23 protein-coding genes are annotated in these 25,665 nt (G+C 42.7%); 15 read left to right on the top strand and 8 right to left on the bottom strand.

The window, feature by feature from the left end; translation table 11 throughout:
• Positions 1–340: 340 nt before the first annotated feature.
• Together AC1RRY_RS19270 and AC1RRY_RS19275 are read left to right on the top strand one after the other, a co-directional pair.
• Complete coding sequence (locus AC1RRY_RS19270) at positions 341–2,599, top strand: acyl-CoA dehydrogenase family protein (RefSeq protein WP_492821543.1); 2,259 nt, start codon at positions 341–343, stop codon at positions 2,597–2,599.
• Positions 2,600–3,313: 714 nt separating this feature from the next.
• Positions 3,314–4,108 (top strand): thymidylate synthase, encoded by a 795-nt coding sequence (locus AC1RRY_RS19275; protein WP_492821541.1) that lies wholly within the window; start codon positions 3,314–3,316, stop codon positions 4,106–4,108.
• A gap of 64 nt (positions 4,109–4,172) precedes the next feature.
• On the opposite strand, the gene AC1RRY_RS19280 is transcribed toward AC1RRY_RS19275, so the two are convergent.
• Entirely contained in the window at positions 4,173–4,565 is a 393-nt protein-coding gene (locus AC1RRY_RS19280) for a DUF2141 domain-containing protein (RefSeq protein WP_492821539.1), read from the bottom strand.
• A 65-nt stretch (positions 4,566–4,630) separates the two neighbouring features.
• On the opposite strand from AC1RRY_RS19280, the gene AC1RRY_RS19285 reads away from it, so the two are divergent.
• The 5 genes from AC1RRY_RS19285 to AC1RRY_RS19305 all read left to right on the top strand — a co-directional run bounded on the left by AC1RRY_RS19285 (position 4,631) and on the right by AC1RRY_RS19305 (position 8,804).
• Complete coding sequence (locus tag AC1RRY_RS19285; RefSeq protein WP_492821537.1) at positions 4,631–6,340, top strand: PHP domain-containing protein; 1,710 nt, start codon at positions 4,631–4,633, stop codon at positions 6,338–6,340.
• Between the two features lie 59 nt (positions 6,341–6,399).
• Positions 6,400–6,963 carry a Crp/Fnr family transcriptional regulator gene (locus AC1RRY_RS19290; RefSeq protein ID WP_492821535.1) on the top strand — a complete coding sequence of 188 codons (564 nt, stop codon included), beginning with the start codon at positions 6,400–6,402 and terminating at the stop codon, positions 6,961–6,963.
• An 85-nt stretch (positions 6,964–7,048) separates the two neighbouring features.
• The gene (locus AC1RRY_RS19295) at positions 7,049–7,375 is read left to right on the top strand and encodes a DMT family transporter (RefSeq protein ID WP_492821533.1); all 327 of its coding nucleotides are present in this window, start codon (positions 7,049–7,051) and stop codon (positions 7,373–7,375) included.
• Between the two features lie 58 nt (positions 7,376–7,433).
• On the top strand, positions 7,434–7,850 hold the full coding sequence (locus AC1RRY_RS19300; RefSeq protein WP_492821531.1) for a VOC family protein: 417 nt from the start codon (positions 7,434–7,436) through the stop codon (positions 7,848–7,850).
• Positions 7,851–8,105: 255 nt separating this feature from the next.
• Complete coding sequence (locus tag AC1RRY_RS19305; protein WP_492821529.1) at positions 8,106–8,804, top strand: leucine-rich repeat domain-containing protein; 699 nt, start codon at positions 8,106–8,108, stop codon at positions 8,802–8,804.
• 41 nt (positions 8,805–8,845) lie between these two features.
• On the opposite strand, the gene AC1RRY_RS19310 is transcribed toward AC1RRY_RS19305, so the two are convergent.
• Complete coding sequence (locus AC1RRY_RS19310) at positions 8,846–9,568, bottom strand: carboxylesterase family protein (protein WP_492821527.1); 723 nt, start codon at positions 9,566–9,568, stop codon at positions 8,846–8,848.
• 311 nt (positions 9,569–9,879) lie between these two features.
• Here AC1RRY_RS19310 and AC1RRY_RS19315 point away from each other — a divergent pair, with 311 nt between their 5' ends.
• On the top strand, positions 9,880–12,738 hold the full coding sequence (locus tag AC1RRY_RS19315; protein ID WP_492821525.1) for an outer membrane beta-barrel protein: 2,859 nt from the start codon (positions 9,880–9,882) through the stop codon (positions 12,736–12,738).
• A 93-nt stretch (positions 12,739–12,831) separates the two neighbouring features.
• Here AC1RRY_RS19315 and AC1RRY_RS19320 read toward each other — a convergent pair whose 3' ends face one another.
• The 3 genes from AC1RRY_RS19320 to AC1RRY_RS19330 form a co-directional block, all read right to left on the bottom strand.
• A complete protein-coding gene (locus AC1RRY_RS19320; RefSeq protein ID WP_492856573.1) occupies positions 12,832–13,140 on the bottom strand; it encodes a helix-turn-helix domain-containing protein in 309 nt (102 codons plus the stop codon).
• A 403-nt stretch (positions 13,141–13,543) separates the two neighbouring features.
• Positions 13,544–13,900 (bottom strand): type II toxin-antitoxin system RelE/ParE family toxin, encoded by a 357-nt coding sequence (locus tag AC1RRY_RS19325; protein ID WP_492821521.1) that lies wholly within the window; start codon positions 13,898–13,900, stop codon positions 13,544–13,546.
• A 147-nt stretch (positions 13,901–14,047) separates the two neighbouring features.
• A complete protein-coding gene (locus AC1RRY_RS19330; RefSeq protein ID WP_492821519.1) occupies positions 14,048–15,031 on the bottom strand; it encodes a glycosyltransferase in 984 nt (327 codons plus the stop codon).
• Between the two features lie 439 nt (positions 15,032–15,470).
• On the opposite strand from AC1RRY_RS19330, the gene AC1RRY_RS19335 reads away from it, so the two are divergent.
• Entirely contained in the window at positions 15,471–16,334 is an 864-nt protein-coding gene (locus AC1RRY_RS19335) for a chromate resistance protein ChrB domain-containing protein (RefSeq protein WP_492821517.1), read from the top strand.
• A gap of 57 nt (positions 16,335–16,391) precedes the next feature.
• The gene (locus tag AC1RRY_RS19340; protein WP_492821515.1) at positions 16,392–16,901 is read left to right on the top strand and encodes a hypothetical protein; all 510 of its coding nucleotides are present in this window, start codon (positions 16,392–16,394) and stop codon (positions 16,899–16,901) included.
• Positions 16,902–16,964: 63 nt separating this feature from the next.
• On the opposite strand, the gene AC1RRY_RS19345 is transcribed toward AC1RRY_RS19340, so the two are convergent.
• Positions 16,965–17,336: a hypothetical protein gene (locus AC1RRY_RS19345; protein WP_492821513.1), complete on the bottom strand. Its 372-nt coding sequence runs from the start codon at positions 17,334–17,336 to the stop codon at positions 16,965–16,967.
• A 449-nt stretch (positions 17,337–17,785) separates the two neighbouring features.
• Here AC1RRY_RS19345 and bla point away from each other — a divergent pair, with 449 nt between their 5' ends.
• The 5 genes from bla to AC1RRY_RS19370 all read left to right on the top strand — a co-directional run bounded on the left by bla (position 17,786) and on the right by AC1RRY_RS19370 (position 23,133).
• Positions 17,786–18,544 carry a subclass B1 metallo-beta-lactamase gene (bla, locus tag AC1RRY_RS19350; protein ID WP_492821511.1) on the top strand — a complete coding sequence of 253 codons (759 nt, stop codon included), beginning with the start codon at positions 17,786–17,788 and terminating at the stop codon, positions 18,542–18,544.
• A gap of 135 nt (positions 18,545–18,679) precedes the next feature.
• Positions 18,680–20,047 (top strand): FGGY-family carbohydrate kinase, encoded by a 1,368-nt coding sequence (locus tag AC1RRY_RS19355; protein WP_492821509.1) that lies wholly within the window; start codon positions 18,680–18,682, stop codon positions 20,045–20,047.
• A 156-nt stretch (positions 20,048–20,203) separates the two neighbouring features.
• Positions 20,204–20,761 carry a hypothetical protein gene (locus AC1RRY_RS19360; RefSeq protein ID WP_492821507.1) on the top strand — a complete coding sequence of 186 codons (558 nt, stop codon included), beginning with the start codon at positions 20,204–20,206 and terminating at the stop codon, positions 20,759–20,761.
• A gap of 134 nt (positions 20,762–20,895) precedes the next feature.
• Positions 20,896–21,912, top strand: coding sequence for a zinc-binding alcohol dehydrogenase family protein (locus AC1RRY_RS19365; RefSeq protein ID WP_492821505.1), 1,017 nt, complete (start codon positions 20,896–20,898; stop codon positions 21,910–21,912).
• 129 nt (positions 21,913–22,041) lie between these two features.
• Entirely contained in the window at positions 22,042–23,133 is a 1,092-nt protein-coding gene (locus AC1RRY_RS19370) for a fatty acid desaturase family protein (RefSeq protein ID WP_492821503.1), read from the top strand.
• A gap of 82 nt (positions 23,134–23,215) precedes the next feature.
• On the opposite strand, the gene AC1RRY_RS19375 is transcribed toward AC1RRY_RS19370, so the two are convergent.
• The gene (locus tag AC1RRY_RS19375) at positions 23,216–24,955 is read right to left on the bottom strand and encodes a T9SS type A sorting domain-containing protein (RefSeq protein WP_492821501.1); all 1,740 of its coding nucleotides are present in this window, start codon (positions 24,953–24,955) and stop codon (positions 23,216–23,218) included.
• Between the two features lie 23 nt (positions 24,956–24,978).
• A complete protein-coding gene (locus tag AC1RRY_RS19380) occupies positions 24,979–25,653 on the bottom strand; it encodes an NUDIX hydrolase (protein WP_492821499.1) in 675 nt (224 codons plus the stop codon).
• Positions 25,654–25,665: the final 12 nt, after the last annotated feature.

Consider the following 25,665-nt stretch of genomic DNA (forward strand, 5'->3'; position numbering starts at 1 on the left):
GTAACAGAATAGAAGAAGTTTTTAGCCGGAATGGTTCCGCGGTGTCCGAAGATACCAGGCACGGGTAGAGGTATATTCAGATTTGCAAAAGTCTAAACTAATCTACATGAAATCGTCGTAAAATAAAACGATTTTCATAATTATTGCAAAATTTTGACAAAGTGTGCTGTTGGCAGTAGCCGGTCGGTTCTTTGCTTTGAACACAACCATAAGATTTCGCCAGGCTTATGGAACCGCTGTAATAAGTCCGGGAGCTGCAACAAATTGGAAAACAGTTTTATAGCTAAGCATAAACTCGCTATATTTACCTATCTCATCAGGCACAACCTTATGTAATTATATGGAGAACACAAAACTGAAAGCTTTTCTTCCGCTTTTTTATCTGGTATGGTCCGACGACCTCCTGACCCGCCAGGAACTACTGACACTGAAAGAATTTATCGACAGGCAACCCTGGCTTACTGAACAGGAGCAGGAAGAGCTGATGTTGCAGATTGACATTGCCTCGCCACCAAGCAGACAACAACTGGCTGTGTGGAAAACAGAGATTGAAAACGCTTTGCAGGCATTGCCGGAAGCGAAAGATATCTTTGATATTTCGGTGTGGCTATCCGGAAATGATGCCGACATCATGGCACTCGAACCAGTCTTCAGCACATTGGAGTCGAATCTCGGTCTGGCGGGCGAAGAAGCCATCAGCCAGTTCAGAACATTCGGCAATACCTTCACTTCTATCCACCATACAGCCAGTAGTTTTGATACCCGGAAACTGACCGAAATACTTGATGGCAACTACGCGCCCATTATTGCAAGAGTAAAGGATATCATCAGCCGGCCGGAGTTTGCCTACGAAACATCAACCGATATTCAGGTTTATCGTGAAAAAGTGCTGCAATGGTGCCAATTACTGGCACGGGAAAACCTGGGCAATATGGCTTATCCGAAAGAATACGGCGGTGGCAACAACATAGCCGATTACTTTGCCATTATGGAAACCCTGAGTTACCACGACCTGAGCCTGGTGATTAAATTCGGGGTGCAGTTCGGGCTGTGGGGCATGAGCGTGTTATCGCTCGGTACCGAAAAACATTATAAAAAGTATCTGAAAAAAATCGGTTCGCTCGAACTGCCCGGTTGCTTTGCCATGACCGAAACCAATCATGGTTCTAACGTAAAAGGTATAGAAACAACGGCAACCTACCACCACGAAAGCCGGACTTTTACCATACATACGCCTCACGCCAAAGCGCAGAAAGAATACATAGGCAATGCTGCCCGGCACGGGCGAATGGCTACTGTCTTTGCTAAATTGATTATTGACGGCAAAGACTATGGTGTCAATGCCTTTGTGGTACCGCTGCGAGATGAGTCCGGTAAGGTTCTCGATGGCATTACTATTCACGACTGCGGCCATAAAATGGGTCTGAACGGGGTTGACAATGGCACCATCAGTTTTGATAATGTCATAATACCCAAAGATGACATGCTCGACCGCTTTGCTTCAATCAATGACGCAGGAGAGTTTGAAAGTCCGATTCCGAGCGATAGTCGACGTTTTTTTACCATGCTGGGTACACTAGTTGGGGGAAGAATAGGCATACCTCGTTCAGCGCTTTCAGCGGCTAAATCGGGTTTGACCATTGCCATTACCTATGGCGACCAGCGTAGGCAGTTTGGCCCCGAGGGGGGCTCGGAAGTGCCCATCCTCAATTACCGCATGCATCAACGCAGGTTATTGCCACTACTGGCCAAAACCTACGCCATGCACTTCGGTTTGCAGTATCTTACCAACCGGTTTTTACAACGAACTGAAGCCGACATGCAGGAAATTGAAGCCCTGGCGGCCGGAATGAAATCGTACGTTACCTGGAGCACCCGCGATATATTGCAGGAGTGCCGCGAGGCCTGTGGCGGAAAAGGCTATCTGTCGGAAAACCGGATAGACGCACTCAAAAACGATACGGAGATTTATACCACTTTTGAGGGCGACAACACCGTGCTGATGCAACTGGTGGCTAAAAGCAGGTTGGCGGAGTTCCGGAAAACGTTTGAAAACATGGACAGCATGGGTATGCTGAATTACGTCTATGAGCAAACAAAAACCGTGATTTTGCAGAAGAACCCGATGGCCACCCGCAAAACAGATGAAGCACATTTGTTAGATGACACCTTCCATAAAAACGCATTCGAGTATCGTGAGAAAGTGATTCTGGCTTCGGCTGCCAGGCGCATGAAAAAACTGATTGACAGCGGGCTCGATGCTTACGATGCCTTCAACGTTGCCCAGCACCAGATGCAGGATGTCGCCCGGGCGTATCTCGATCGCCTGATGCTGGAGCAGTTTCAGACAGCGGTAAACGCCGTAGAAGACACAGGAACGAAGGCTATTCTTACAAAATTGAAACAGTTGTTTGCCTTATCACAAATAGAGCAAAACAAAGGCTGGTATCTGGAGGAGGGCTACATGGAAGCCGTAAAGACAAAGGCTATCCGCAAGCTTGTGAATCAGTTATGCTGGGAAATCCGTACCGACGCCGTACCATTGGTAGAAGCTTTCAATATCCCGGATTCCTGTCTGGCTGCGCCTATTGCGTTGTAATAAATTCATGTGGCGCGAGCATCCTGTTTGCAGCATGTTCCGCCACAATTATATTCCGATATCATTTCAATTTAGAACTTCTGACAAAGACTTCGTTCAAAGATTTTAAAGTATCGGGTTGTTACTTTTTTTACCTGAAAAAAAGTAACGCAAGACTAGCCGTCCGCAAAACAGGCATCATTTAAACTCACACGATTAAAAATCCGAAAATCAAATAAGATTAATACGATCTATTTCCAGATTTTTAACCATGCTCAAACAGGAAATGATGTTATAAGGTTACAATTTTCAGTTGTTTTAATTTTTCATAATTAATTGATTCAGGGATAGATGAATGATAAAATGACTTTTAGATAGAATACCAGAAGTAAATCAGATTTTTATAAAGTAAAAGCGCAGAATACTTAAAAAAACGAAATACAACTAAAAATTAAAAACCATATTACGTCATTCCTGTTTGAGCGCAATTAAAAATCAAGCGTTTGATTATAAATACATGAGATGTCTATCGGATTTTTAATTGTGTGAGTTAGAATGATGGGCTGCTTTTTGGTTACTTTTTGCAGCTCAAAAAGTAACAACAGAGGAACAGGAAATGTTTTTTCAATATCTCATATACATGAAAGTTTAACCTCATAGTTCAAGTAACAAATTACTAATCGTTAGAATAGAATTTATTACCTTTGCATAAAATCCCAATAGCCAATACCCCTCATGAAACAATACCAGGATCTGCTCAAACACATACTTGAAAACGGAACAAAAAAAACTGACCGCACCGGCACAGGTACTATCAGTGTTTTCGGTTATCAGATGCGGTTTAACCTGCAGGACGGTTTCCCGCTTGTAACTACCAAAAAAGTACATACCAGGTCGATTATTCATGAGTTATTGTGGTTTATCAAAGGAGAAACCAATACGGCCTATCTGAAAGAAAACGGCGTATCTATCTGGGACGAATGGGCCGATGCCGAAGGAAACCTCGGGCCGGTTTACGGCAAGCAGTGGCGTAGCTGGGCAACAACCGACGGCCGCAGCATAGACCAGCTGAAAGAGGTTGTGAATACCCTTAAAAAATCTCCCGATTCCCGTCGTATCATTGTTTCAGCATGGAATGTCGGTGAGCTTCCTGAAATGGCGCTGATGCCCTGCCATGCTTTGTTTCAGTTTTATGTAGCTGATAACAAACTGTCATGCCAGTTATACCAGCGCAGTGCAGATGTGTTTCTGGGAGTACCTTTCAATATTGCCTCGTATGCCTTACTGACCATGATGATAGCGCAGGAATGCGGACTGGAACCTTATGAATTTATCTGGACAGGTGGCGACACCCATATCTATCTGAATCACCTGGAGCAGGTAGAACTACAGCTATCAAGAGAACCCCGCAAGTTGCCTAAAATGTGGATGAACCCCGAGGTGAAAAGCGTTTTCGATTTCAAATACGAAGATTTCAGACTGGAAGAATACGACCCATACCCGGCCATCAAAGCCCCGGTAGCGGTCTGACCTAACAATGAGAGAAGGGTAAATATTACCCTCCCCACTGTTGGGGAGGGCAGGGTGGGGTTCTTCACTTCACCACAATCTCCAGAGTCTTATTGTCCTTCAACCAGAACAGACTCTCCTTGAAATCGGGTGGCCCCATAACCGCCCTTACGTTGTTCGACATTCCCCAATGCTCTTTCGGAATCCCCAGCAGATTGGTGTCTAATTTATTGTTGCCGTTAGCATCATGAAAAACCCGCACCGAGTACTGCCCTGTGCCTAAATCCGCAATTTTTATATCGACCTGCTTGTCTTTAATGGGTAACACCAATTTTTTTACCGATTTTTTTTTGGCATCCAGCACCTCCAACAGTAGCATACCTTTATTGCTTTCAAAACCTGTTACCTGTACTTTCAGCACCGGATTCTGCGCTGCGGTTGCCAAAGAAATCAGTATAAAAAACAATATCAATCTCATAAATTATTGTTTACTTTGAGTTTCAAAAAATCAGAACATACATTCTATCCTAATAACAGCTACTCATGGTTACTAATGAATATATTGTTGAAACGCTCGAACTGACTGCAAAGTTAATGGAATTGCATGATGTTGACGAATTCAGAATAAGAGCCTACACCAATGCCGTTTATTATCTCGATAAATTTACCGGCGATCTGGCCGCTATGGAAGCAGGTGAGCTCACGCAGGTGCAGGGAGTAGGTAAAATGATAGCAGGCAAAGTAATTGAGATTGTAACCACGGGTACACTGAAAGAATTGCAGGAATTACTGGCCAATACCCCTGAAGGTGTAATTGATATGTTTAAAATCAAGGGGATTGGTGTTAAGAAAATAAAGACTCTCTGGAAAGAAGTAGGTATTGATAACGTGAACGATTTGCAGATAGCCTGCGAAAACGGCACTATTGGTAAGGTAAAAGGCTTTGGTGGTAAAACCCAGGAAACCATACTCGAATCAATCGTCTTTTTGCAGAGCCAGGCAGGTAAGTTGCGCATGGATAAGGCGGAGGCACTGGCTGAAGCCATTGCTGAAGACCTGAAGCAATACTATAGCAAGGTGGAGGTGTCCGGACAGGTGCGTCGTAAAAATGAAATTGTAGACTCGTTGCTGTTTCTGGTTTCAAACGATGAGCCGCAGGCAGCGGGTTTCTTTACACAGCTACCTGAAAGCTTTGTAGAGAGCCCCAAAATATCGTCACCATTTACCTGGCGTGGAAAATACCAGGATAACAAGATTGACCTCGAGATTAAGTTTGTTCCGGCCGATAAATTTGTGCAGAAACAATTTATGTATTCGGCGGATGTGGCTCACCTGAAACGCAAAAACGAGCAAGGCAAAACATTGATGCAGTTAAGTACGGCTAAAGGCTTGGGCAGCGAAGAAGAAATATACGAGAAATACGGCATACCTTACATTGTACCCGAAATGCGTGAGGGTGCAGCCGAGTTCGACTGGGTTCTGAACCGCAAAAATGAAGATCTGGTAACCTGGAAGAGCCTGAAAGGAATTCTGCATAACCACTCTACGTATTCTGATGGCCGGCATTCGCTGGAACAGATGGCCCGTTATTGTCAGGAGCTCGGTTTTGAATACCTCGGCATTGCCGATCACTCGCAGTCGGCGCAGTATGCATCCGGACTGATCGTGCATAAAGTAATGCAGCAGCATGCTGAAATTGAAGAACTGAACAAAAAACTCAATGAAGGGGGTGGTAAACCCTTTAAAATTCTGAAAGGAATAGAATCGGATATTCTGGGTGATGGTTCGCTCGATTATCCTGACGAAGTGCTGGCAACTTTCGATTTCATCGTGGCATCGGTTCACTCCAATCTGACTATGACAGAAGCACGTGCCACCGAGCGACTTATCAAAGCCATTGAGAATCCATATACTACCATTCTGGGTCACCCGACGGGTCGTTTGTTGCTTTCACGGCAAGGGTACCCGATTGATTATAAAGCCATTATAGATGCCTGCGCCGAAAACGGTGTAATCATTGAAATTAATGCCAGCCCATATCGACTGGACTTAGACTGGCGCTGGATTCAGTATGCCGTTGAAAAGGGCGTGATGCTGAGTATCAACCCCGATGCTCACGAAATGGAAGGCTATTTGGATATGCACTATGGCGTAGCTATAGCCCGAAAAGGCGGCCTCACCACCGATATGACCTTCAACGCCCTGAGCTTGGTTGAAATGGAAGCGTATCTGGCAAAGCGGAAGATTAAATAATTGTAGTGTTTACTTAGTTATAGCCGTAATGCATTGCGGCTATACTATTCACTGTACTCATGCCAATAAACCGGATACTCAACCAAATATACCCACTACCTGATGATTCACTTGCAAGGCTGGCAGACCGCATTGATGAAGTGAGATTCCCAAGGAAACATTTGTTGTTAAAAGCCGGGAACATAGAAAAAACAATGTACTTCATTAAAAAGGGCATTGTACGAGCCTATTCTTACCAGAACGATACGGAAATCACTTTCTGGTTTGGTAAAGAAGGCGAAGCGGTTGTATCCATGAGCAGCTATGTTGCCAACCAACCCGGCTACGAAAACATTGAACTGTTGGAAGACAGCGAATTATACGCCCTGAATACCAATCATTTGCAGGATCTATTAAATCAGGATATCCATATAGCCAATTGGGGTAGAAGATTCGCTGAAAAGGAACTCATCAAAACTGAAGAACGACTCATTGCCCGACAGTTCAGCACCGCTGCCGAGCGCTACACATCGCTGCTCCGGACACACCCTGACCTGCTTCAGAGGGTTTCTCTGGGATACATTGCTTCTTATCTGGGTATCACACAGGTAAGTTTAAGTCGCATCAGAGCCGAAATCAGATAACCTGATTCTTTTTTAACATTTGTAAAAGGATTCAAAATCTAATGCGCTGACCTTTGTTGTGTAATCACAACAAAACAAAGTGGATATGAACTGGATAATATTAATCATTGCAGGTTTGTTTGAAGTAGCTTTTACGGCATGTTTAGGCAAAGCAAAAGTAAGTACGGGTGGCGAAGCCTATTGGTGGTATACAGGTTTTATTGTTTCTTTGGCCTGCAGTATGCTACTGCTCATGAAAGCCATACAAAACCTGCCTTTAGGGACTGCCTACACCGTCTGGACGGGCATCGGTGCAGTCGGTACGGTACTAATCGGCATATTTGTATTCAAGGAGCCGGCGAATTTCTGGCGGATTTTCTTTATATTGACTCTCGTTGGGTCAATCATAGGACTGAAAGCCATTTCGCATTGATACCCCGAAGCATAAAATAAGATTTTAGAGAACAACTACTACTTGAAAGAACAACCTTATGCAAAAAACGATAACCTTTCTGATGTTCGTTGGCGAACAATACGGCAAAGCAGAAGAAGCTATTAACTTCTATACAACGCTATTCAAAGACTCGGGCATACAGCACATGGAACATTACGAGACCGACGAACCCGGTGGCCACAAAGGAACAGTAAAACATGCCACCTTCACGCTGGGTGGACAAACCTATATGGCTATCGACAGCAGTTTTGCGCATCAATTCAGTTTTTCCCCGGCGGTGTCTATCTATGTCAACTGTGAGTCGGAAGAAGAAATTGATACCCTTTACAAAAACCTGTCAGAAGGTGGCATGACCATGATGCCCCTCGGCGAATACCCATTCAGCAAAAAATTCGCCTTCATTGCCGATAAATACGGGTTGAGCTGGCAGTTGAGTTTGAATTTAAAGTGGTAGAGTAATAAATGAGTGGAATTCGTAACCAGTAAGCAAAACGGGTAGAGCCGCATTGCAATGCGGCTTCAGAGGGATATCAATTGGCTTTGGATTCGAGATTATAAACAGCAAAACTACTTTACATTGGACCTTCACCAGATAAATAATTGGCTGTTTTTGGAATGAATAGAAAATAATGATTTTCTCAATTTGTGTGCACATCCGGGAATATTTGTTAGGCTTACTCAACTAAATTAAGCAAAGAATTTTAAGTGTATGAACTCTACCAACCCAATAATTAAGAATCATATTCAAGACCGGAACTCAGTTGCATGGGGGAAATTATGCGAATATATTGATAAATTGGCAGAAGAAAATGGAGATGAGTTTAAGCCAGTTGATGCGTTAGGTTCTGATTTGTATGAGAAAATGTACACTCTACCGGAAAGTATCTCTAAGTTGAAAAGTGTAAAAAAAATATACCTTTATCAGAGCAATTTAAAAAGTATACCTCCGGAAATTGAAGAGATGGAAGCACTTGAATCTTTTGATGTATACTGCTCTCGTGAGTTAAAATGGCTTCCTTTCGAAATATTGAATTGTAGAAAACTTAGGACTACAAGAGTAAGTATTAGCACATTGTTTGGGAATTTTAAAAATAATAAAGGTTTTCCTGATTTGACTACTAATCCGATTCGTTATTTCCGCGAAAACCTCAACTGTAGCATTTGCAAAAAAGAAATACATTATGCCAAGACTAATCAACTATGGACTTCTCAGTATGTAGGTAGCAATGTGTTTCCTTTATTGATTAATCTTTGCTCAAAGGAATGTGAAAATCAATTGCCTGAACCTCCCTCAGGTTATATCCCTTATGCACATAAAGGTGGTGGTGAATATACCACTATTCTTAAAGAAATAAATAGAAGAAGGTCAGGTTACAAGTTTGATTCAACACCGTTTGGCTCAATTTAAATTGAGTCAGTGAGTCAGCCGTTCTTAGAACGGCATCTTCATTACTTCTGTCGCTTCCATTTAAGCATCCACTCATAAATTTCCGGACGATCGTAGAGGAACTGTATGCCGTGTCCTTCGTTTTCCAGTTTTGTAAACGCAATGTTTGCATTGCAGCTTTCTAATTCTTTCACAATCCGCTCTGTTTCACTGATTGAGATAACGTTATCAGCCGTGCCGTGGAAAGTAAGGATGGGTATTTTTTTCAACGTCGTGCAGAGGCGCGGGATATCGGCATCGTTCACCCAGCCACACAGTGGCACCAGCGCAGCCAGTTTATCAGTGTGATCCATCCCGACCGAAAACGTACCTTGGCCACCCAGGCTTATGCCCGTTAGGTACACGCGGTCGGGATCGATTCTGTATTTGGTGTTGAGTTCTTCATAGAGCGCATCAAACCAGTTTTCGCTGTTCCAGCTTTTACCGTCAGGGCATTGCGGAGAGGCAATGATGAAGTCAAATTCCTTCCCCTGATCAATCAGTTGTGGTATCCCGTACCCCTTTAGTTTGTTGAGGTCGCTGCCTCGGTGTGAGCTTCCGTGTAAATAGATAATTACCGGATATGGCACAGTTTTTTTGTCGTAGTCCTTAGGTAAGTGCAATAAATAATTGTAGCGTGCCTTTGGCTTGGCGGGTGCCTGTGCTTGTTTAGTGCTTGCAGCTATGAGCAAAATTGCAAAACAGGGCAGGAGAAACCTATATGAGGCAAACCGTGTGTGATTCATGCGAACTATATTATAATAGATTGATTGTTAGTGATTTATGTTGTTTTAATTAAAAGGCCGTATATAGGTGTTTTTTAAGCAAATATATGTCAATTTTACAGAAGCACAGCAGACATTCTGCTTCGCGTACTAATTTTTTTTAAAAGTGTTTGCATGAGTAATATTAGATAAATACAATGATAAATGTGCCGATAATCGGTAAGTTTGAGATGTTTTATCTACACAACTCACAGATTGGTCGCCTATTGAACGGAGGTGGCTAAACTTTGAAGACGTTTGTCATTCTAAGAGATGTCAATGAAACATAAACAATGAGGAAGCATCTATTTTTATTATCACTCACACTTCTGGTTTCGGTCAGAGTTTTTGCTCAGGGAGTAGAAGTAACCGGAACAGTACAGGAAGCGAAAACCAAGATAGCAGTGGTTGGCGCCAGCGTATTATTAATTAACCAGGCAGACAGCACACAGCGTAAAGGTGTGCAGGCCGATACCGCAGGATTCTTCAGATTTACAGGCGTGCAAGCCGGAGCTTACCTGCTGCGAATCACCTCTATCGGCTATGACGATCTCCAGAACAAAATTACAGTAGGCACTACGGCCAAAAACCTGGGCGTGGTAATTATGGGTGAAAACGCCCGCCAGTTAAGCGAGGTAATTGTGCGCGAAAAGCAGATTCGTGTGGAGCAAAAAGGCGACACGGTGCAATACAATGCCAGCGCCTATAAAACAAACCCCGATGCTTCGGCAGAAGACCTGGTGAAAAAAATGCCCGGCGTAACCATTGAAAACGGCGTAGTGAAAGCGCAGGGAGAAGAAGTAAGAAAAGTAACAGTTGACGGACAGGAGTTTTTCGGTGACGACGCCACCCTGGCTTTGAAGAACCTTCCGGCTGAAATCATAGATAAAGTACAGGTATTTGACCGCTTGAGCGAGCAAGCTCAGTTTACAGGTTTCGATGATGGCAATTCTGTCAAGACCATCAATATCACTACATTGCAGGGCAAAAACAACGGCCAGTTTGGTAAGGTTTATGCAGGTTATGGCGAAAACGACCGCTACCAGTCAGGCGTGAGTATGAACCTATTCAAAAAAGACCAACGGTTAACCATCATTGGGTTATCGAATAACATCAATCAGCAAAACTTCTCCAATCAGGATATCCTCGGCGTATTAGGTTCGTCGGGTGGTGGCGGCTTCGGTGGAGGTGGAGGAGGTTTTGGCGGTGGCGGCGGTGGTCGTCCCGGTGGTGGAGGTGGTGGAGCCGGCGGTGGTGGCGGTGGACGTCCCGGCGGTGGAGGTGGTGGCGGCGGAGCCAATGCCGGCGACTTCATGGTGGGTCAGCAACCGGGTATTGCCCATACAACCTCAATCGGCTTAAACTATAGCGACAACCTGGGTAAAAAAGTAAAACTGAATACGAGTTACTTTTTTAACTCGGCCAATAACGGCAACGCCAGCACGTCACACCGTGAGTACCTGGGCACGCTGCCACAGACTTACGACGAAGCCAGCAGTTCTGATGTCAGCAACATGAATCACCGGGTAACCATGCGTCTGGAATATAACATCAACAAAAACAATTCGATTATATTTACGCCGCGCATCAGCTGGCAGAACAACGATTCGTATTCTACTTTGAACGGACAAACCATCATGGAAGGCGCCTTGCAGAATACGACACAAACCACCGGAAACTCAAACAACAAAGGATATAGCCTTTCGGGTGAATTGCTTTTCAGACATAGATTTGCCAAAGAAGGACGTACTTTCTCGGTTAGTTTGCAGGATAACCTGAGTGACCGCACAGGATTAAACAGCCAGTATTCGGTGAGCCGTTATTTCACTCCAAACGATACCACTCAGATTATCGACCAGCAAACCCGGTCTCTGACTTACAGCAACCGTATTTCGGCCAACGTAACTTATACCGAGCCAATCAGCAAAAAAGCCCAATTGCAGTTCGATCACAACATTTCATATAACCTGAGTTCATCAGATAGACGTGTCAATGCTTTTGACGAAAAAACAGATACTTATTCAATACTGAATCAGTCGTTGAGCAGCGTGTTTGACAATGATTATCTGACCAACCGTACCGGCGTAAGCTATCGTTACCGCAACCAGCAATCGTTCTTTACGGTAGGCGCAGCGTATCAGAACGCCCAACTGGCCAGTGAGCAGACATACCCCAATCCGCAGAATGTGAAATACGCTTTCAACAGCGTTTTGCCCAATGCCATGTTCAATTACCGTTTCCAGAACAAGGCCAACCTGCGTATATTCTATCGTACCAATACCAATGCGCCATCGGTTAACCAGTTGCAGGATGTAATCAATAACGGCAACCCGACACAGTTATCAACCGGTAATCCTGATCTGAAACAAGACTATACCCATTCGGTTTCCATACGTTTCGGTTCAACGCAATCTAAAACGGCACAGAGCCTTAATGTGTTCGGTAACCTGAGCTACTCAAACAATGCCATTGTGCAGTCGACCTTTATTGCCGACAAAGACTATGAGCTGGCACCGGATATCATTCTCTTTAAAGGTTCGCAATTGACCAAGCCTGTTAATATGGACGGCCTGCTGAATCTGCGCTCGTTTGTGAGTTATGGTGTACCGGTTAGCTTCATCAAGTCGAATGTCAATTTCAATGCGGGGGTTTCTTATCTGAAAAACCCGAACCTTATTAATGAGGTGAAGAGCTTCACCAACAACTACGGTATCAATGGTGGGGTAGTGGTGAGCAGCAGCATGAGTGAGAAATTCGACTTCACGCTGTCATATTCACCGAGCTACAACATTGTGCGCAATAGCTTGCAGACCAACCTGAACAGCAACTTCCTGTCGCAGAATTCAAACTTCAAACTCAACTGGTTGTTTGGCAAAGGTTTTGTGTTTCAGACAGAAGTGGTTAACCAGTCGTTCTCAGGTTTGGGAGCAGGCTACAACAGAAGCTTCACGCTATGGAATGGTGGCCTTGGCTACAAATTCCTGAAAAAACAAGCCGGTGAGTTGCGTTTCAATGTGTTTGATATTCTGAAACAAAATAATAGCATCAGTCGTAACGTATCAACTGCTTACGTAGAAGACGTGAAAAACATGGTACTGGGCCGCTATTACATGCTTACATTTACCTACAACCTGCGTAATTTCAGATTGTAATAAATTTGGGAAGAGATAAAGATATACAAAAAAGCCCTGGCATTTCGAATGCCAGGGCTTTGCTTTATACGCTGAAAATATCTTACCAGCAAATTAAAGGAACGATAAACTGAGTCGTTTCCCAAAACCTTTTTCAACAATCTTATAAAGGGTGCTTAATTGAATATCGGTTCTTCCGTTCTCAATTCTTGATATATACCCTTTATTAGCACCAATCTTTTCGGCCAGTTGTTCTTGTGTTAAATGAGCTTTTAATCTCTCTTCTCTTAGCATTTCTGCAAGCACAAACTTCTGTGCCCTTTCTTCAAACGCATCCCTTTTCGGCGTACCGAGTGCGCCATAGTTTTCGTCTAAATGCTCTTCAAATGATTTAAGAAAAGGAGCATTATCTAATGTGTTCATTTTTCTAAGCGTTTCAATTCCAAAGAATGGAAAAATTCCATTCAAAAAGTTTACAATTTACTTTAATAAACTAATGCTAAATCAGTAAACATTATTTTGGGCAACTGATTTAAGATTAATTTCAATTCCTTAATGGTGCGATTGGTATGTAAACTACAGGTACCACTTAGTGCTTAAAGTTAGGTTTAAATTCCTCGATGACTCAATGCAAATGCAACGATAATAATATACTATTCTTTAAAATATAGATTAGTTTTCGTAATTAATCTTTTATAATAGTGAACTCTGGTTGGTAAAAATATGTGATTATTTATTGGTGCTAAAGATTTCAATTCCTGTATGGTACAATAAATAACACTGATAAATTCTTTCTTTCATTAAAGTTCTAAGTCTTTATTGTCACTTACTTTGTTAGATAGTTATTCTTCTTATCCAAATAATCATTCCTTAACTTAATAGCCATATCAATTTCTTTCTTAGGGGTTTTCTGGTCTTTCTTCTGGAAACCATTAAAGAGTATAACTAGATGACCTTCATCGAAGCAGCAAAATATTCTATAAATATTATTTCCTACCATGACCCGAATTTCATAAAGTCCTTTTACACCTTCTATATGTTTGAAAAAACGGGTACTTAATCTTTCAACTACTTGAATAAAATAAAGCACTTCATCAATTTTTTCTTTTACTTCGGGCGACTGCTTTTTGTAAAAATCAGAAAAATAGTTTTCGTGAGATTTGATTTTTCTTATTAATTCCACAACAAAAGTTATATAATTGTATAACACAAAGATAGAAGATAATTTTTAATACTTCCAAATCTGGTAATTCTTATTTTTTAGAAAGCATATCAAAAAATGATTAAAATCTACTTGTTAAATATAGATATTACCTTTTCACACACCCATTCACTCATAAAACGGCAAAAACTTAGGCGCCAATTCCTTTAGTTTCGGCGGAGAGGCATTGACAGGCTTACCGTTCAATACCATTTCGTAGTATTCCAGATATTTTGCTGTTGTCTGCTTCATGGTGAAGTTGTCTGCTATATAAGCAGAACACTTTTTAGGGTCAAATTGGCCGAGGTTTGCGAGGGCCTCAATCAGAACCGATTTATGGTCTGATAACGTACCCATATCAGCAGGCACCAGCTCAGGTAAAGAGCCATAAGGCGTGCCGAATACCGGGCAGCCCATATACAGGCTTTCAATAATAGCAATACCGAAAGGCTCATGCCACAACACCGGAAAAAGTAGCCCTTTAGAAGTATTCATCAGGCGGTTTTTTTCTTCGCCGCCTATCATGCCATAAAAACTGATACTAGGGTAGGGTGTAAACCGGAATCCCATTTTAATATTCAGCCTGTTGCCACCCAACACGGCCAGTTTGTTATGGCTGGCACGGGCTATATCTATGGCGCCTTTCACGTTTTTCACCCGCCAGGCTGCTTTGGCCAGAAAATGCAGGTGTGTTCTTGGCTGTGTGAAAGAAGGCTTACCGTAGTCTTCCAGTTTTAAGCCATTGTATACATAGGCTTCAGAACCGTATCTTTCGGCGTGGTTTTTTGAAACAAAAACCGTGTTTATATCAAAAGGTTCAAAATCAGTTCTGTTCCCCTGGTTCATTACAATATAAGGCTTTGGCAGGGGTTCTTTCGGCGCTTCAGACAAGTGGAGTATATCAATGTCAGTCGGTATCTGCTTTTCCAGAGGCTCAGCCGGATCATGAATAACTACCCTTGCGAAATCACACTGCGTACCCGGAGGAGTAAGGAAAGTTATCTTATGTCCGATTTTACTTAACTCTTCACCCAGCCACCAGATAACACGTTCAGACCCTCCGTATTTTGTCACAGGCAAAGGAGTATTACTCGCTATAAGAATATTCATCATCAATGAAGTTTGGATTTTTGGCGAAACTACTGATTGTGTATAAGAAAAAAAATAAAAATCATCTGATTTGTTGTTGAACCAATTTTAAGACCATAGCAAAAATTGCATTACCAAAGTTGTACTGCGGGTAAAATTACGGCATTAAAACAAACAGGCAAATAAACCTGAATAAAGTATATGTTAAGTATCGGCTTCGTTTTCCGGCTCGGACATCAGATTCCGGTAAGCAACCATTAATAAACGTTTGCAAGCAAATAAATAGTTTAAGAGAATTGTTTTTTAAAGGCAAAACCCAATGAGATCTCTTTATGGAAAAACATTCCGAACGATATATACAGGCCGGATTAACAGGAAAGTCTTCCGAAACCTGAAAACTAATTCTGCCTGAGACTTTGACAAAGAATGACTGCACAATAGATTTGTACTAAAATAGAAGCCCATGAAATGGATTACCCGGGAAAAACCAAAAATTGACCGCCTGGCATGCCCCTGGCTTATCAGGAAATTTGTTGATGCCGAAGCCGAATTTATCTATGTGCCGTATCAGGAGGTCATTGAAAAGGCCCGGGAGTATAATGCCATCCCTTTCGACATACCCGATGTGGAGTTCACACATTATGACGACCAATGCACTTTTGACTACATCATTAAGAAGTATAACATTACAGATCCGGCAGTAGCAGTTATGGCCGGAATTGTAAGAGGGGCCGATACCGACCGCTATGAGATTACCGATGAATCGGCCGGATTGATGGCTATTTCCGCCGGATTATCTTACAATATTACCGACGATTACAGGTTACTGGAGCAAGGCTACATTATTTATGATGCCCTGTACAGCTGGGCAACACATCTGTACAAACAAAAACACCTGCAGAACAGCCCGTTCGAGAACCTGTTGCACCGGGTTTATCAAAATATTCTGAGCGAAACAGACAAAAAGAAGATTCCCGGCTGGGTAAAGGAGCTAAGGAATATTATTCAGGATCAGATTGATACGCAGTTTACGGTTGACCTCCGGCAAATCTCTGACGAGCTCGCCATTAATCCATCTTACTTATCAAGAGAATTTTCGAAATATTTCGACGACCTCAATTTTGGTGAATATGTACGGAAAAAGCGAATAGAAAAAGCCATTGACCTGATGCAGCAGGCTGAGTACTCGCTTACCGAGATAGCCTATCTCACAGGTTTCTCCGACCAGAGCCATTTTACCCGTTCTTTTAAGCAACACACTGGCAAAAACCCGCTGTCGTACAGAAATAATCTCCGGAAAAGTAAAACAGATACAAAAAGTAAATAGTGTGCTATTTTAGCTAATCTGTCTACTCTAGTTTTGCGTTGTATCAAACCAGAAACTATGGCTTTCAGACATTATCTATCCGCTATCTTTATTTTTTGCAGCTTTATTGCCTTTGGTCAGAACCAACCTCCGGAGCATACGTATCCGCGTATGACAGGCTATGTAGGAGTTATTCATCCCATTGTTACTTTCAGCGAACACAATACTGTCAATTTCAAAGACAGTTACGTAGTAGGTTTTCCGTTAGGGCTTAATCTCTGGAAAACCGCCAAAGCCGGTTTTTCTTTAGAGATTGTACCCCATATCTTGACTGAAAAGGGCGTCAGCCGTATGAGCAACCTGCTTATTCATCCTGGTGTAGTGGTGGCGCTGGGCAAGGGCTACACTTTTGCAGGCCGGGCGGCTTTTGAAACCTCCGGCCGGTTTGGTCTCACACCGGTGCTCAACAAAGTGGTAAAGAAAAACAAACATACAGGGTACTATGTGGCTTTGCCGCTACCCCTGCGCTTCGGCAACAGCCACCCGGTTTCGTTCACACTGGGTTTTCAGTTCGGCTTAAGTTTTTAGGCAGGCTTAAAAAACAAAAAAGGTAGCCCGAGAGGACTACCTTTTCATATTGAACACTCACTACTATTTCAAAACCAATTTCTCCTGTTCAATGTCTTGCGCTCGCTTGTTGGCTTCTTTATAGCCGTTTGTCGTAAGCAGATTTTTTTGTTTATAATTTCTGTGCCTGTTACCCAGACTAACATCGAAAACGACTTTAGACGGTTGTGGGGCACCCATGTGCGCTTTATAATTGCGGTGATTCTCTAACGGATTGGCCGAGTAATCATTTGAAATCGCAATCTGGCTTGCCTGTGCCTGCTTACTTTTTTTGGCTAAATTCAAATTTTGCTGTTTGTAGTTAGCCGGAGCTGTCGATTTGCTTTGTGCAAATACTGTGGTGGTAGATACGGCTATCGCCAATACCGCCACCGAAGTGCGTATGATAGATTTCATTTTTTTTCGAATAATTTTTGTTGTACTACCTATATAACGATAATCGCTATCGAAAAGTTGCCCAGTTTTGAGTATTAATATTTTTTTAAGGTGAGTATTTATACTCAAAAAACGTAGAAAATGAAGATGAGGGCTTATGCTTCAATTAACGCAGAAAAAAGTAGCCGCCATGCGGTTGTCTGAAATACGCCGTGCGTCAGAAAATATCTGATTGGCGCTGACATTGTAATCAAAATAACCTGGCGATCATCAACAAATATACAAACAACTGAAGAAACAGTGGGATTTTAAACGGCAATTTCTTAATGAAGAATAGCTTTTATTGATATTTATAAATTCCTAATTCAGGGAGTTTTGAGCCTTATCTCTAATTTATTACCTTTGAAAACGTATAGCTGTCGTTGCACCAGTTAACGGTTAGCTGAAATTCTAAAAAGCATGAAAACCAAATGAATCTCCTTACAAAAACGCTGCTGATCCTTGCATGTACGATAACTGTTTTGAGTGGAAACGCTCAAAAACGACCCGCATTTAAACCTAAAGAGGTTTATAAGTCGAAAGACTTAATAGTAACTCAGATTACCGAAAATTCTTTCGAACATACATCGTTTTTACAAACCAATGATTTCGGGAACGTTCCTTGTAACGGCCTCATCGTGATAAATAACAAGGAAGCAATTGTTTTCGACACACCAACGAACGACAAAAGTGCAGAGGAATTAATCAAATGGATAAAAGAATCGCTTCATTGCCGCATAAACGCAATTATTCCTACCCATTTCCACAACGATTGTTTAGCCGGACTAAAAGCATTTCATGAAAACAATATTCCTTCTTTTGCCTATTTCAAAACAATTGAGCTTGCCAAAGAAAATAATTATGTGGTACCTAAAAATAGCTTCCGCGATTCACTGATTTTAAAAGTGGGCAATGAAATTGTTGTTGCAAAGTTTTTCGGAGAAGGCCACACAAAAGATAATGTGGTGGGTTATTTCCCCAGCGAACATATCATGTTTGGCGGTTGCCTGATAAAAGAATTAAAGGCAGGCAAAGGGTATCTGGGTGATGCTAATGTAGTAGATTGGTCAGCTACGGTGGCGAAAATCAAAAAAGAGTATGCGGATGTCAGAATCGTTGTGCCGGGGCATGGAGAATACGGAAACAACAAACTATTGGATTATACTATTGACCTCTTTAAAACACCATAAGGGAACAGCTGCTGCCATAGGGTTTGCAAAACCCGGCCGTGCTTTGATAGTACCGGCTATGATAATTTTCAGCGATGCCTAAGATTAATGCAAACTGTTTCTTAATTTTGAAAACGTAAAAATTCTGAAAGCTCAATGACTCAAAAGAAAGATCCGATTCCGGTTTGTGCCGTTTTTGATATTGGTAAAACTAACAAGAAATTACTCGTTTTCGACCAGAATTATCAGGTATTAAAAGAAGAACAGGTACAGTTGGAAGAAACATTAGACGATGACGGACATCCGTCTGACGATCTTCTGCAACTTACAAACTGGATCAGGAATAGCTTTCAGGCGCTCGCTCAGAATCCTGATTATGATATTAGGGGGTTGAACTTCTCTGCTTATGGCGCCAGTCTGGTGCATCTGGACGGCAACGGAAAACCCCTTGCTGCGCTTTACAATTATCTGAAAGCGTTCCCCAAACCTTTACAGAAGGTCTTTCTCGAAAAATACGGTAAAGACATATTCAGAGAAACTGCTTCGCCCGATTTGGGCATGCTCAATTCAGGTATGCAGTTATACTGGCTCAAAAACGAGAAACCGACGCTTTTTCATCAGATACGCTACTCATTACATTTGCCTCAGTATTGCAGTTTTTTGTTCACCAACCAGCCCGTGTCTGAAATCACGAGTGTGGGTTGTCATACCATGCTGTGGGATTTCGACAAAAACAATTACCATGCATGGGTAGAGGCCGAGCACGTACACTCGGTTCAGCAGGAACCCCTGCTCACCAATCAGGTATTTACTGATGAGCCCTCGGGCAGGGCTGTAGGCATTGGTGTGCACGATAGTTCGTCGGCTTTGGTGCCTTACCTGCGCACATTTGACGAGAACTTCATTCTGTTATCCACCGGTACCTGGGCTATCAGCCTGAACCCTTTCAGCGAAGAGCCGCTCACAGCCGGTGAATTGGCCAAAGACTGCCTTTGCTACCTTAATGTGGAGGGTAAACCGGTGAAGGCGTCCAGAATTTTTGCCGGAAACGAGCACGAGCGGCAGGCAAAACACCTGGCCACGTATTTTAATGTGCCTGTCAATTATTACAAGGGTGTAAAATTCGACCGGGAGCTGATTATGCATCTGCGCAATAAACACAAACAGGCAACACCCGATACGGCAGATGTGATGCTCGACTGCCCGTTTGTGGAGCGTAACATTAATCTCTTTAAATCTTACGAGGAAGCCTACCACCAGTTTATGCTCGACCTCGTGGCGCAACAGATTGCATCATTGAAACTGGCCATTGGCCGCACGGAGGTGAGAAAGATTTTTGTTGACGGTGGTTTCTCCAAAAACGAAATATATATGAATCTGCTGGCAGATGCCTTTTTCAATAAACAGGTATTTGCCTCAGAAATAGCACAGGCTTCTGCCTTGGGTGCAGCACTGGTAATCCACGACCACTGGAATACTCAACCCATTCCGGAACAGATTATCAGTTTGAAACGGTATTTTTGATAAACAATGGATGTAGGAAGTGATTGTTTATGACATATTCACGGAATAAAGCCATAATATACTGTCCCTACGGGACTTTGTACTCTTTTCTTTGGAGTGCTTTCTACAGATATAACATCCCTACGGGATTTACAAATAATACAATTATTTAAGAGCATGGAAGCGAAAATCATTCTTGAAAAGATATGTATAGCACTTAATTCTTTGGCTTCAAATGATAAATACCTTTTAGAAAACAAATTGAATGAAAGAAGTATTACACATAAACTTGCCGAATATTTGCAGCCACTATTTTTAGAGTATCATGTTGATTGTGAGTATAACGGGAATGTTGCAGATGAATCGGATAATAAGAAAATTCGGTTTATAAGGGATGATTTAACTGCAGAGTTGTTGAAATATTTAAAACTTGAAGATGACAATCGAGAAATTATAGAAAGGTTAGTTTATCCGGATATAATAATTCATCGGAGAGGGGATAGTAAAAATAACTTATGCATTATAGAAGCTAAACTGTTTAATTCAAATACTTCCATAAAAACGGATGTTCCTATACAATTTGATGAGAAGAAATTAGAAGCTTATTGTGATGCTAAGCATGGAAATAATTTACTTTACGACTGTGGAGTATTAATTGGTTTTAATACGGATAAAGTCGATGAACCATGCGAAATTTTGAAAAGCTACGGATTTGAAAGCCGAGGAATCGATTAGAGAAAATCAATTAAGAATAATCGAAAGTTATATCCCGTAGGGATAACATATCTGTAGAAAAGGCAAATCCTGAAAACCAAAGTCCCGTAGGGACGATATATTAAAAACACCCCCATTAAATATTGATCCCAACAATGAAAGCATTATCGCTGCAGGAAGCAGGAAAATTTGAGTATAGGTCAGTGAACGAACCTGCAGATTTACAAGCCCACGAAGCGTTGGTAAAAGTACATCGTATCGGTATATGTGGTACCGATTATCACGCCTACAGAGGCCGCCAGCCTTTTTTTACTTATCCACGTATATTGGGTCATGAACTGGGCGTAGAGGTTGTGGCTGTCGGAGATTCGGTTACGAACATAAAAACCGGCGACCGCTGCTCAGTAGAGCCCTATCTGCATTGCGGGCAATGCCAGCCTTGCCACAACGGCAAAACCAATTGCTGCGAAAACCTGCAGGTGCTTGGGGTGCACACCGATGGCGGTATGACCGAATACCTGAAGCTACCTGCCGATAAACTGTATGCCTCTGACAAACTGAATTATGAGCAACTGGCGTTGGTTGAAACCCTTGGCATCGGGTGTCATGCCGTCAATCGTTCGGGTATTACAGCGGCCGACAAGGTGCTGGTAATAGGAGCGGGGCCGATAGGCCTGGCCTGTTTGCAGTTTGCTAAAATAAAAGGAGCCAGAGTTGTGATGCTCGACGTCAACGAAACCCGGCTCGCCTTTGCCAGAATTGTAATGCATGCCGATGCTACGGTGGTGGCGTCAGACAATAATTCTGAAAACATAAAAGCCCAACTGGATGGCGATATGCCCACGGCCATTTTTGATGCCACCGGTAACCCTGCTTCTATGATGAGCACTTTTGCTCTGGCTGCCTTTGGGGGTAAAATTATATTTGTGGGGCTTTTTCAGGGAGACATGACTTTCTTTGACCCGCTGTTTCATCGCCGCGAACTCACCATTTTCGCTAGCCGCAATGCCCTGCCGGAAGATTTCCGTAACATTATTCAATGGATGGAAGAGGGCAGAATAGATACCAATGCCTGGATCACCCACCGCGTAGCCTTCGCTGACGTTGCCGGAAATTTCGAAAATCTGCTTCAATCGGGTCATGAGCTGGTAAAGGCGGTAATAACGCTCTGATGTACAGAAAGAAAATAAAAAGTTCCACGAATGCAATTTTTTTTTCATTTAGACGTATTGATATTAGATTCTTCCAAGTAAAGTTAGTACCTTGTATGGGTACAGCCTAACCCCATCAATACCCCCTTAATGAAACCCTCGAAATATAGCAGAGTGAAATTTCTGAACAAGGATAAATCACTCTTTTTTAGTGTCCTGCGAAGCAAGGTTGATTCTTATTTTCATGAAAATCAGATTTCTAAAACCGGCGGGAAACCAATACTCGTGAAAGCCGGTTTCATGCTGAGCTTGTACGTTGGGTCTTTTTTATTGATTCTTACAGGAGCTTTTTCAGAATGGCAGATGCTTGGTTTGACTATTCTGATGGGGATAGGCGTGGCAGGAGTAGGGATGTCGGTTATGCACGATGCCATTCATGGTTCGTTTTCGGAGCATAACTGGATCAACCGTTTGTTCGGAGCATCGTTATACCTTTTAGGTGGCAATGTATATAACTGGGAGATTCAGCATAACCGCCTGCATCATACCTATACCAATATTCATGATGTAGACGAAGACATCACCGGTAAATTCCTTTTGAGGCTTTCCTGCGGCGATAAACTGAAAACCATTCACCGTTTTCAGCATATTTATGCCTTTTTCCTGTATAGCCTCATGACACTCTCTTTTTTATGGAAAGACTTTAAAGAAATTGCTCTCTATAACGAGATGTCGAAAACAGGACTAGTGAAATCGTTTCCCCGTAAAGAAATCATCCGTTTAATTATAGGCAAAGTGGCTTATGTGCTCGTGATGGGTGTTTTTCCGATAGTTTGGTTGAATCTTAATTTCTTCGAGTGGTTAGTCGGTTTCATGACCATGCATGCAGTAGCAGGCCTGATACTGAGCACTATTTTTCAGTTGGCTCACGTAGTAGAAGGAGCCAGCCAGCCGTCGCCCGATGAAAACGGAAATATCGAAAGTATATGGGCCATACATCAGCTAAATACTACTTCTAATTTTGCCAGTAAGAATTACCTTCTTTCATGGTATATAGGCGGGCTCGACTATCAGATTGAGCATCATCTTTTTCCTCATATTTCGCACGTGCATTACCGCAATATTTCCCCAATTGTCAGAAGCACTGCCGAAGAGTATGGCATCGTTTATAACGACAAAGCCTCTTTCATCAATGGGCTCGATTCGCATATCAGAATGCTGAAACATCTGGGTGGAAAATAGGAAGGATTGTCGAATGTCGATTTCAGATTGTCGATTGATGTAATTCGACAATTGGCAATCGACATTCGACAATAAAAAAGTCTTATTTTTTTACAAACTTTCCGGATAAGTTAAGGGCTTTTACCACGTAAACTCCTGCCTGAAGATGGTTGATTTTCAGCGTTGTGGCGTTTTCTCCGGGTTGTAGCAGGAGCTTCTCCTGATGTATTACCCTGCCTTTTGCGTCTGTTATCGTAAGCGTTGTTGTTTGTGGTTGCAGGCTGTTCAGGCTGATATGAAGTTCTTCTTCGGTAGGATTCGGGAAAACATTCAGCATAGCAGGCGACCGGCCGGGCTCATCACTCAACAGGCTCATATCAAATTTACAGAGAAACACCTCATAGCCTTTCAGTGGTATGTTCAGCTTTATATTGTTATAAGTAGCTTCTACCGTTACTGTCTCGTTTTCGTCTTTGGCATATGGGTTATGTGCCGCAACCAGCAAATCATTTCCTTTTACTACTCCACGCCACAGCGGCTTACGGCTGTCTACATAGGCATGTGCCGGTTGAGGTATCACCAGTTGATAGCTGCCCGTAAACATATCTTTGTATTGAGAAAGCCGGTACAAACCTTTAATGAAGTACTCATACGTAGCAAAATTCTCATTGTTGGCAAACAGGTTGGGGTCTTCCCACAGCCATAATCCGTTTGCACCGGAAAAGAAAGGGAAAATAGCCGTGGCTTCTGCCATATAAGGCTTAATGAATTTACGTGCGGCGTCAGTCACGTAGCTATAGCGCAGCCATACAAAGGGAATCAGGCGTTTATCGGGCGCCCAGGCACGGTTGGCTTCAATCTGAAACAGCAGATAAGCCAGGTAGTCCGGAGCCAGCGGATGCGGATAATCATAATAATAGTAGGCCGAAGGAGCAAAGAAATCCTGTCGGTTAAAGACATCGCCGCCTATGGTATTTCTGGTAAAATCGTAATGCAGGTAGTTCAGCAGGCTGGCATCGGTAGTCCATTTCTGCCAGCTATTGCCCGGAATATTGATATACGTATTGAGAATAGGGGTATCTGAATACCCCCCGATCTGCGCATTCTTGTTGTTTTTAGTAAACAGAAAAGTTTCTGCATACAAGGCCTGCAGGTCTTTTTTATATTGGGTTATAAACGCATTATTGTCCAGATTCCGGTAGGCCGCAGGGGTTGCCGGGTGGTTTTTCAGAATCAGGATAGAATCGTTGGTTTTGATTTGTCGTTCAATGTCGGGCACCAGTAAATCTACCTCAGGCATGGTGGCCAGTTCGTGTTGCCATTTGGCTTTGTAGCCGTCCAGATTATTGTTCCAAGGGCTCCGGAGATTCCACCACGGTTGGTCGGTTCCATTATAAGCTACACCATACCACGCTAAGGCTTTTTGATTTTTGGGGAGGCTTTCATCCGCACTTTCAAATATAGCCAGATGGCTGAAGCCATGTTTAAGCGGAAGCCTTTGTGCATCGCCAAAGCGGGGGCCACCGTATATAACAGTAAAAGGCAGGCTGAACTCGGGGAATTTCTGCCAGTCTATAGTTCGGTTCTGTGTACTCGGGCTAAACGGGAAATCGACTGCGTTGCAGATTTGAGCCGTGGATTTAAAAAGAGGGAATAAGAAAAGGAAGGTAGTAAAAAGAAACAACCCCATCCCTGCCCTTCCCCAACAATGGGGAAGGATGTTCAGACTCCTTTCAAGGCGAAGGTCACTTTGAAGGGGTAGATATAAATTTTCCTGCTCCCTCCCAACTGTTGGGGAGGGTAGGGGTGGGGTTTCAATATCTTTTCCGTTTCTATACAACATCCTGACAATTAATTCTCATAACCTTATGGTTTATTCAGCTCATCAAAAACATAGCGTATAGAACTGTAAGAATTGAGCAACGCTTTCTGAATTTGTTTTGGGTCCATCCAGCTTAGCTCTTCAATTCCTTCTTCCAGTTGGGGTTTCATGTGGGCATCGTCGGTGCAATTCATGCGGTACCACTTGGTGCGTTTCAGAATTCTGTTATTGCCCATGGAATAAGTATGCCAGGTAGTGCAGATTCTTTCGCCTAGTGTCACGCTTATGTTACATTCTTCTTCCACCTCTCTCACAGCAGTTGCTTTAGACTTCTCGTCGTCGTCGCGTTTGCCTTTGGGTAAATCCCACTTACCGAGGCGGTACATCATCAGAATCTGGCTCTCTTCATTAAACACCACCCCTCCGGCTGCTTTTACAACCTTATAATAGCCCTTAATCTGCTCTTCAATAGCATCTTTGTCTTCAACCACAAATACCACTGACTGATAGTCGAAATCTTTCACTGTGCTTATTAACCGAAAGAATTTTTCAATGGTGGCTGCCGAAGTATTCAGCACAACTACATGCCCGTTAAACTTTTTTTCGTTCAGAGGTTCAAGTCTGGCATCGAGGATGGTATCAAAATCGCTGCCGTGCAGGTCTTGAAATTTCTTTTTACTGATAATTTTTACAGGTTTGTCGTCAATAAAGATAACCATTTGTTTTGTTCA

This window comes from Emticicia sp. GW821-FHT11C11 (genome assembly GCF_058808615.1).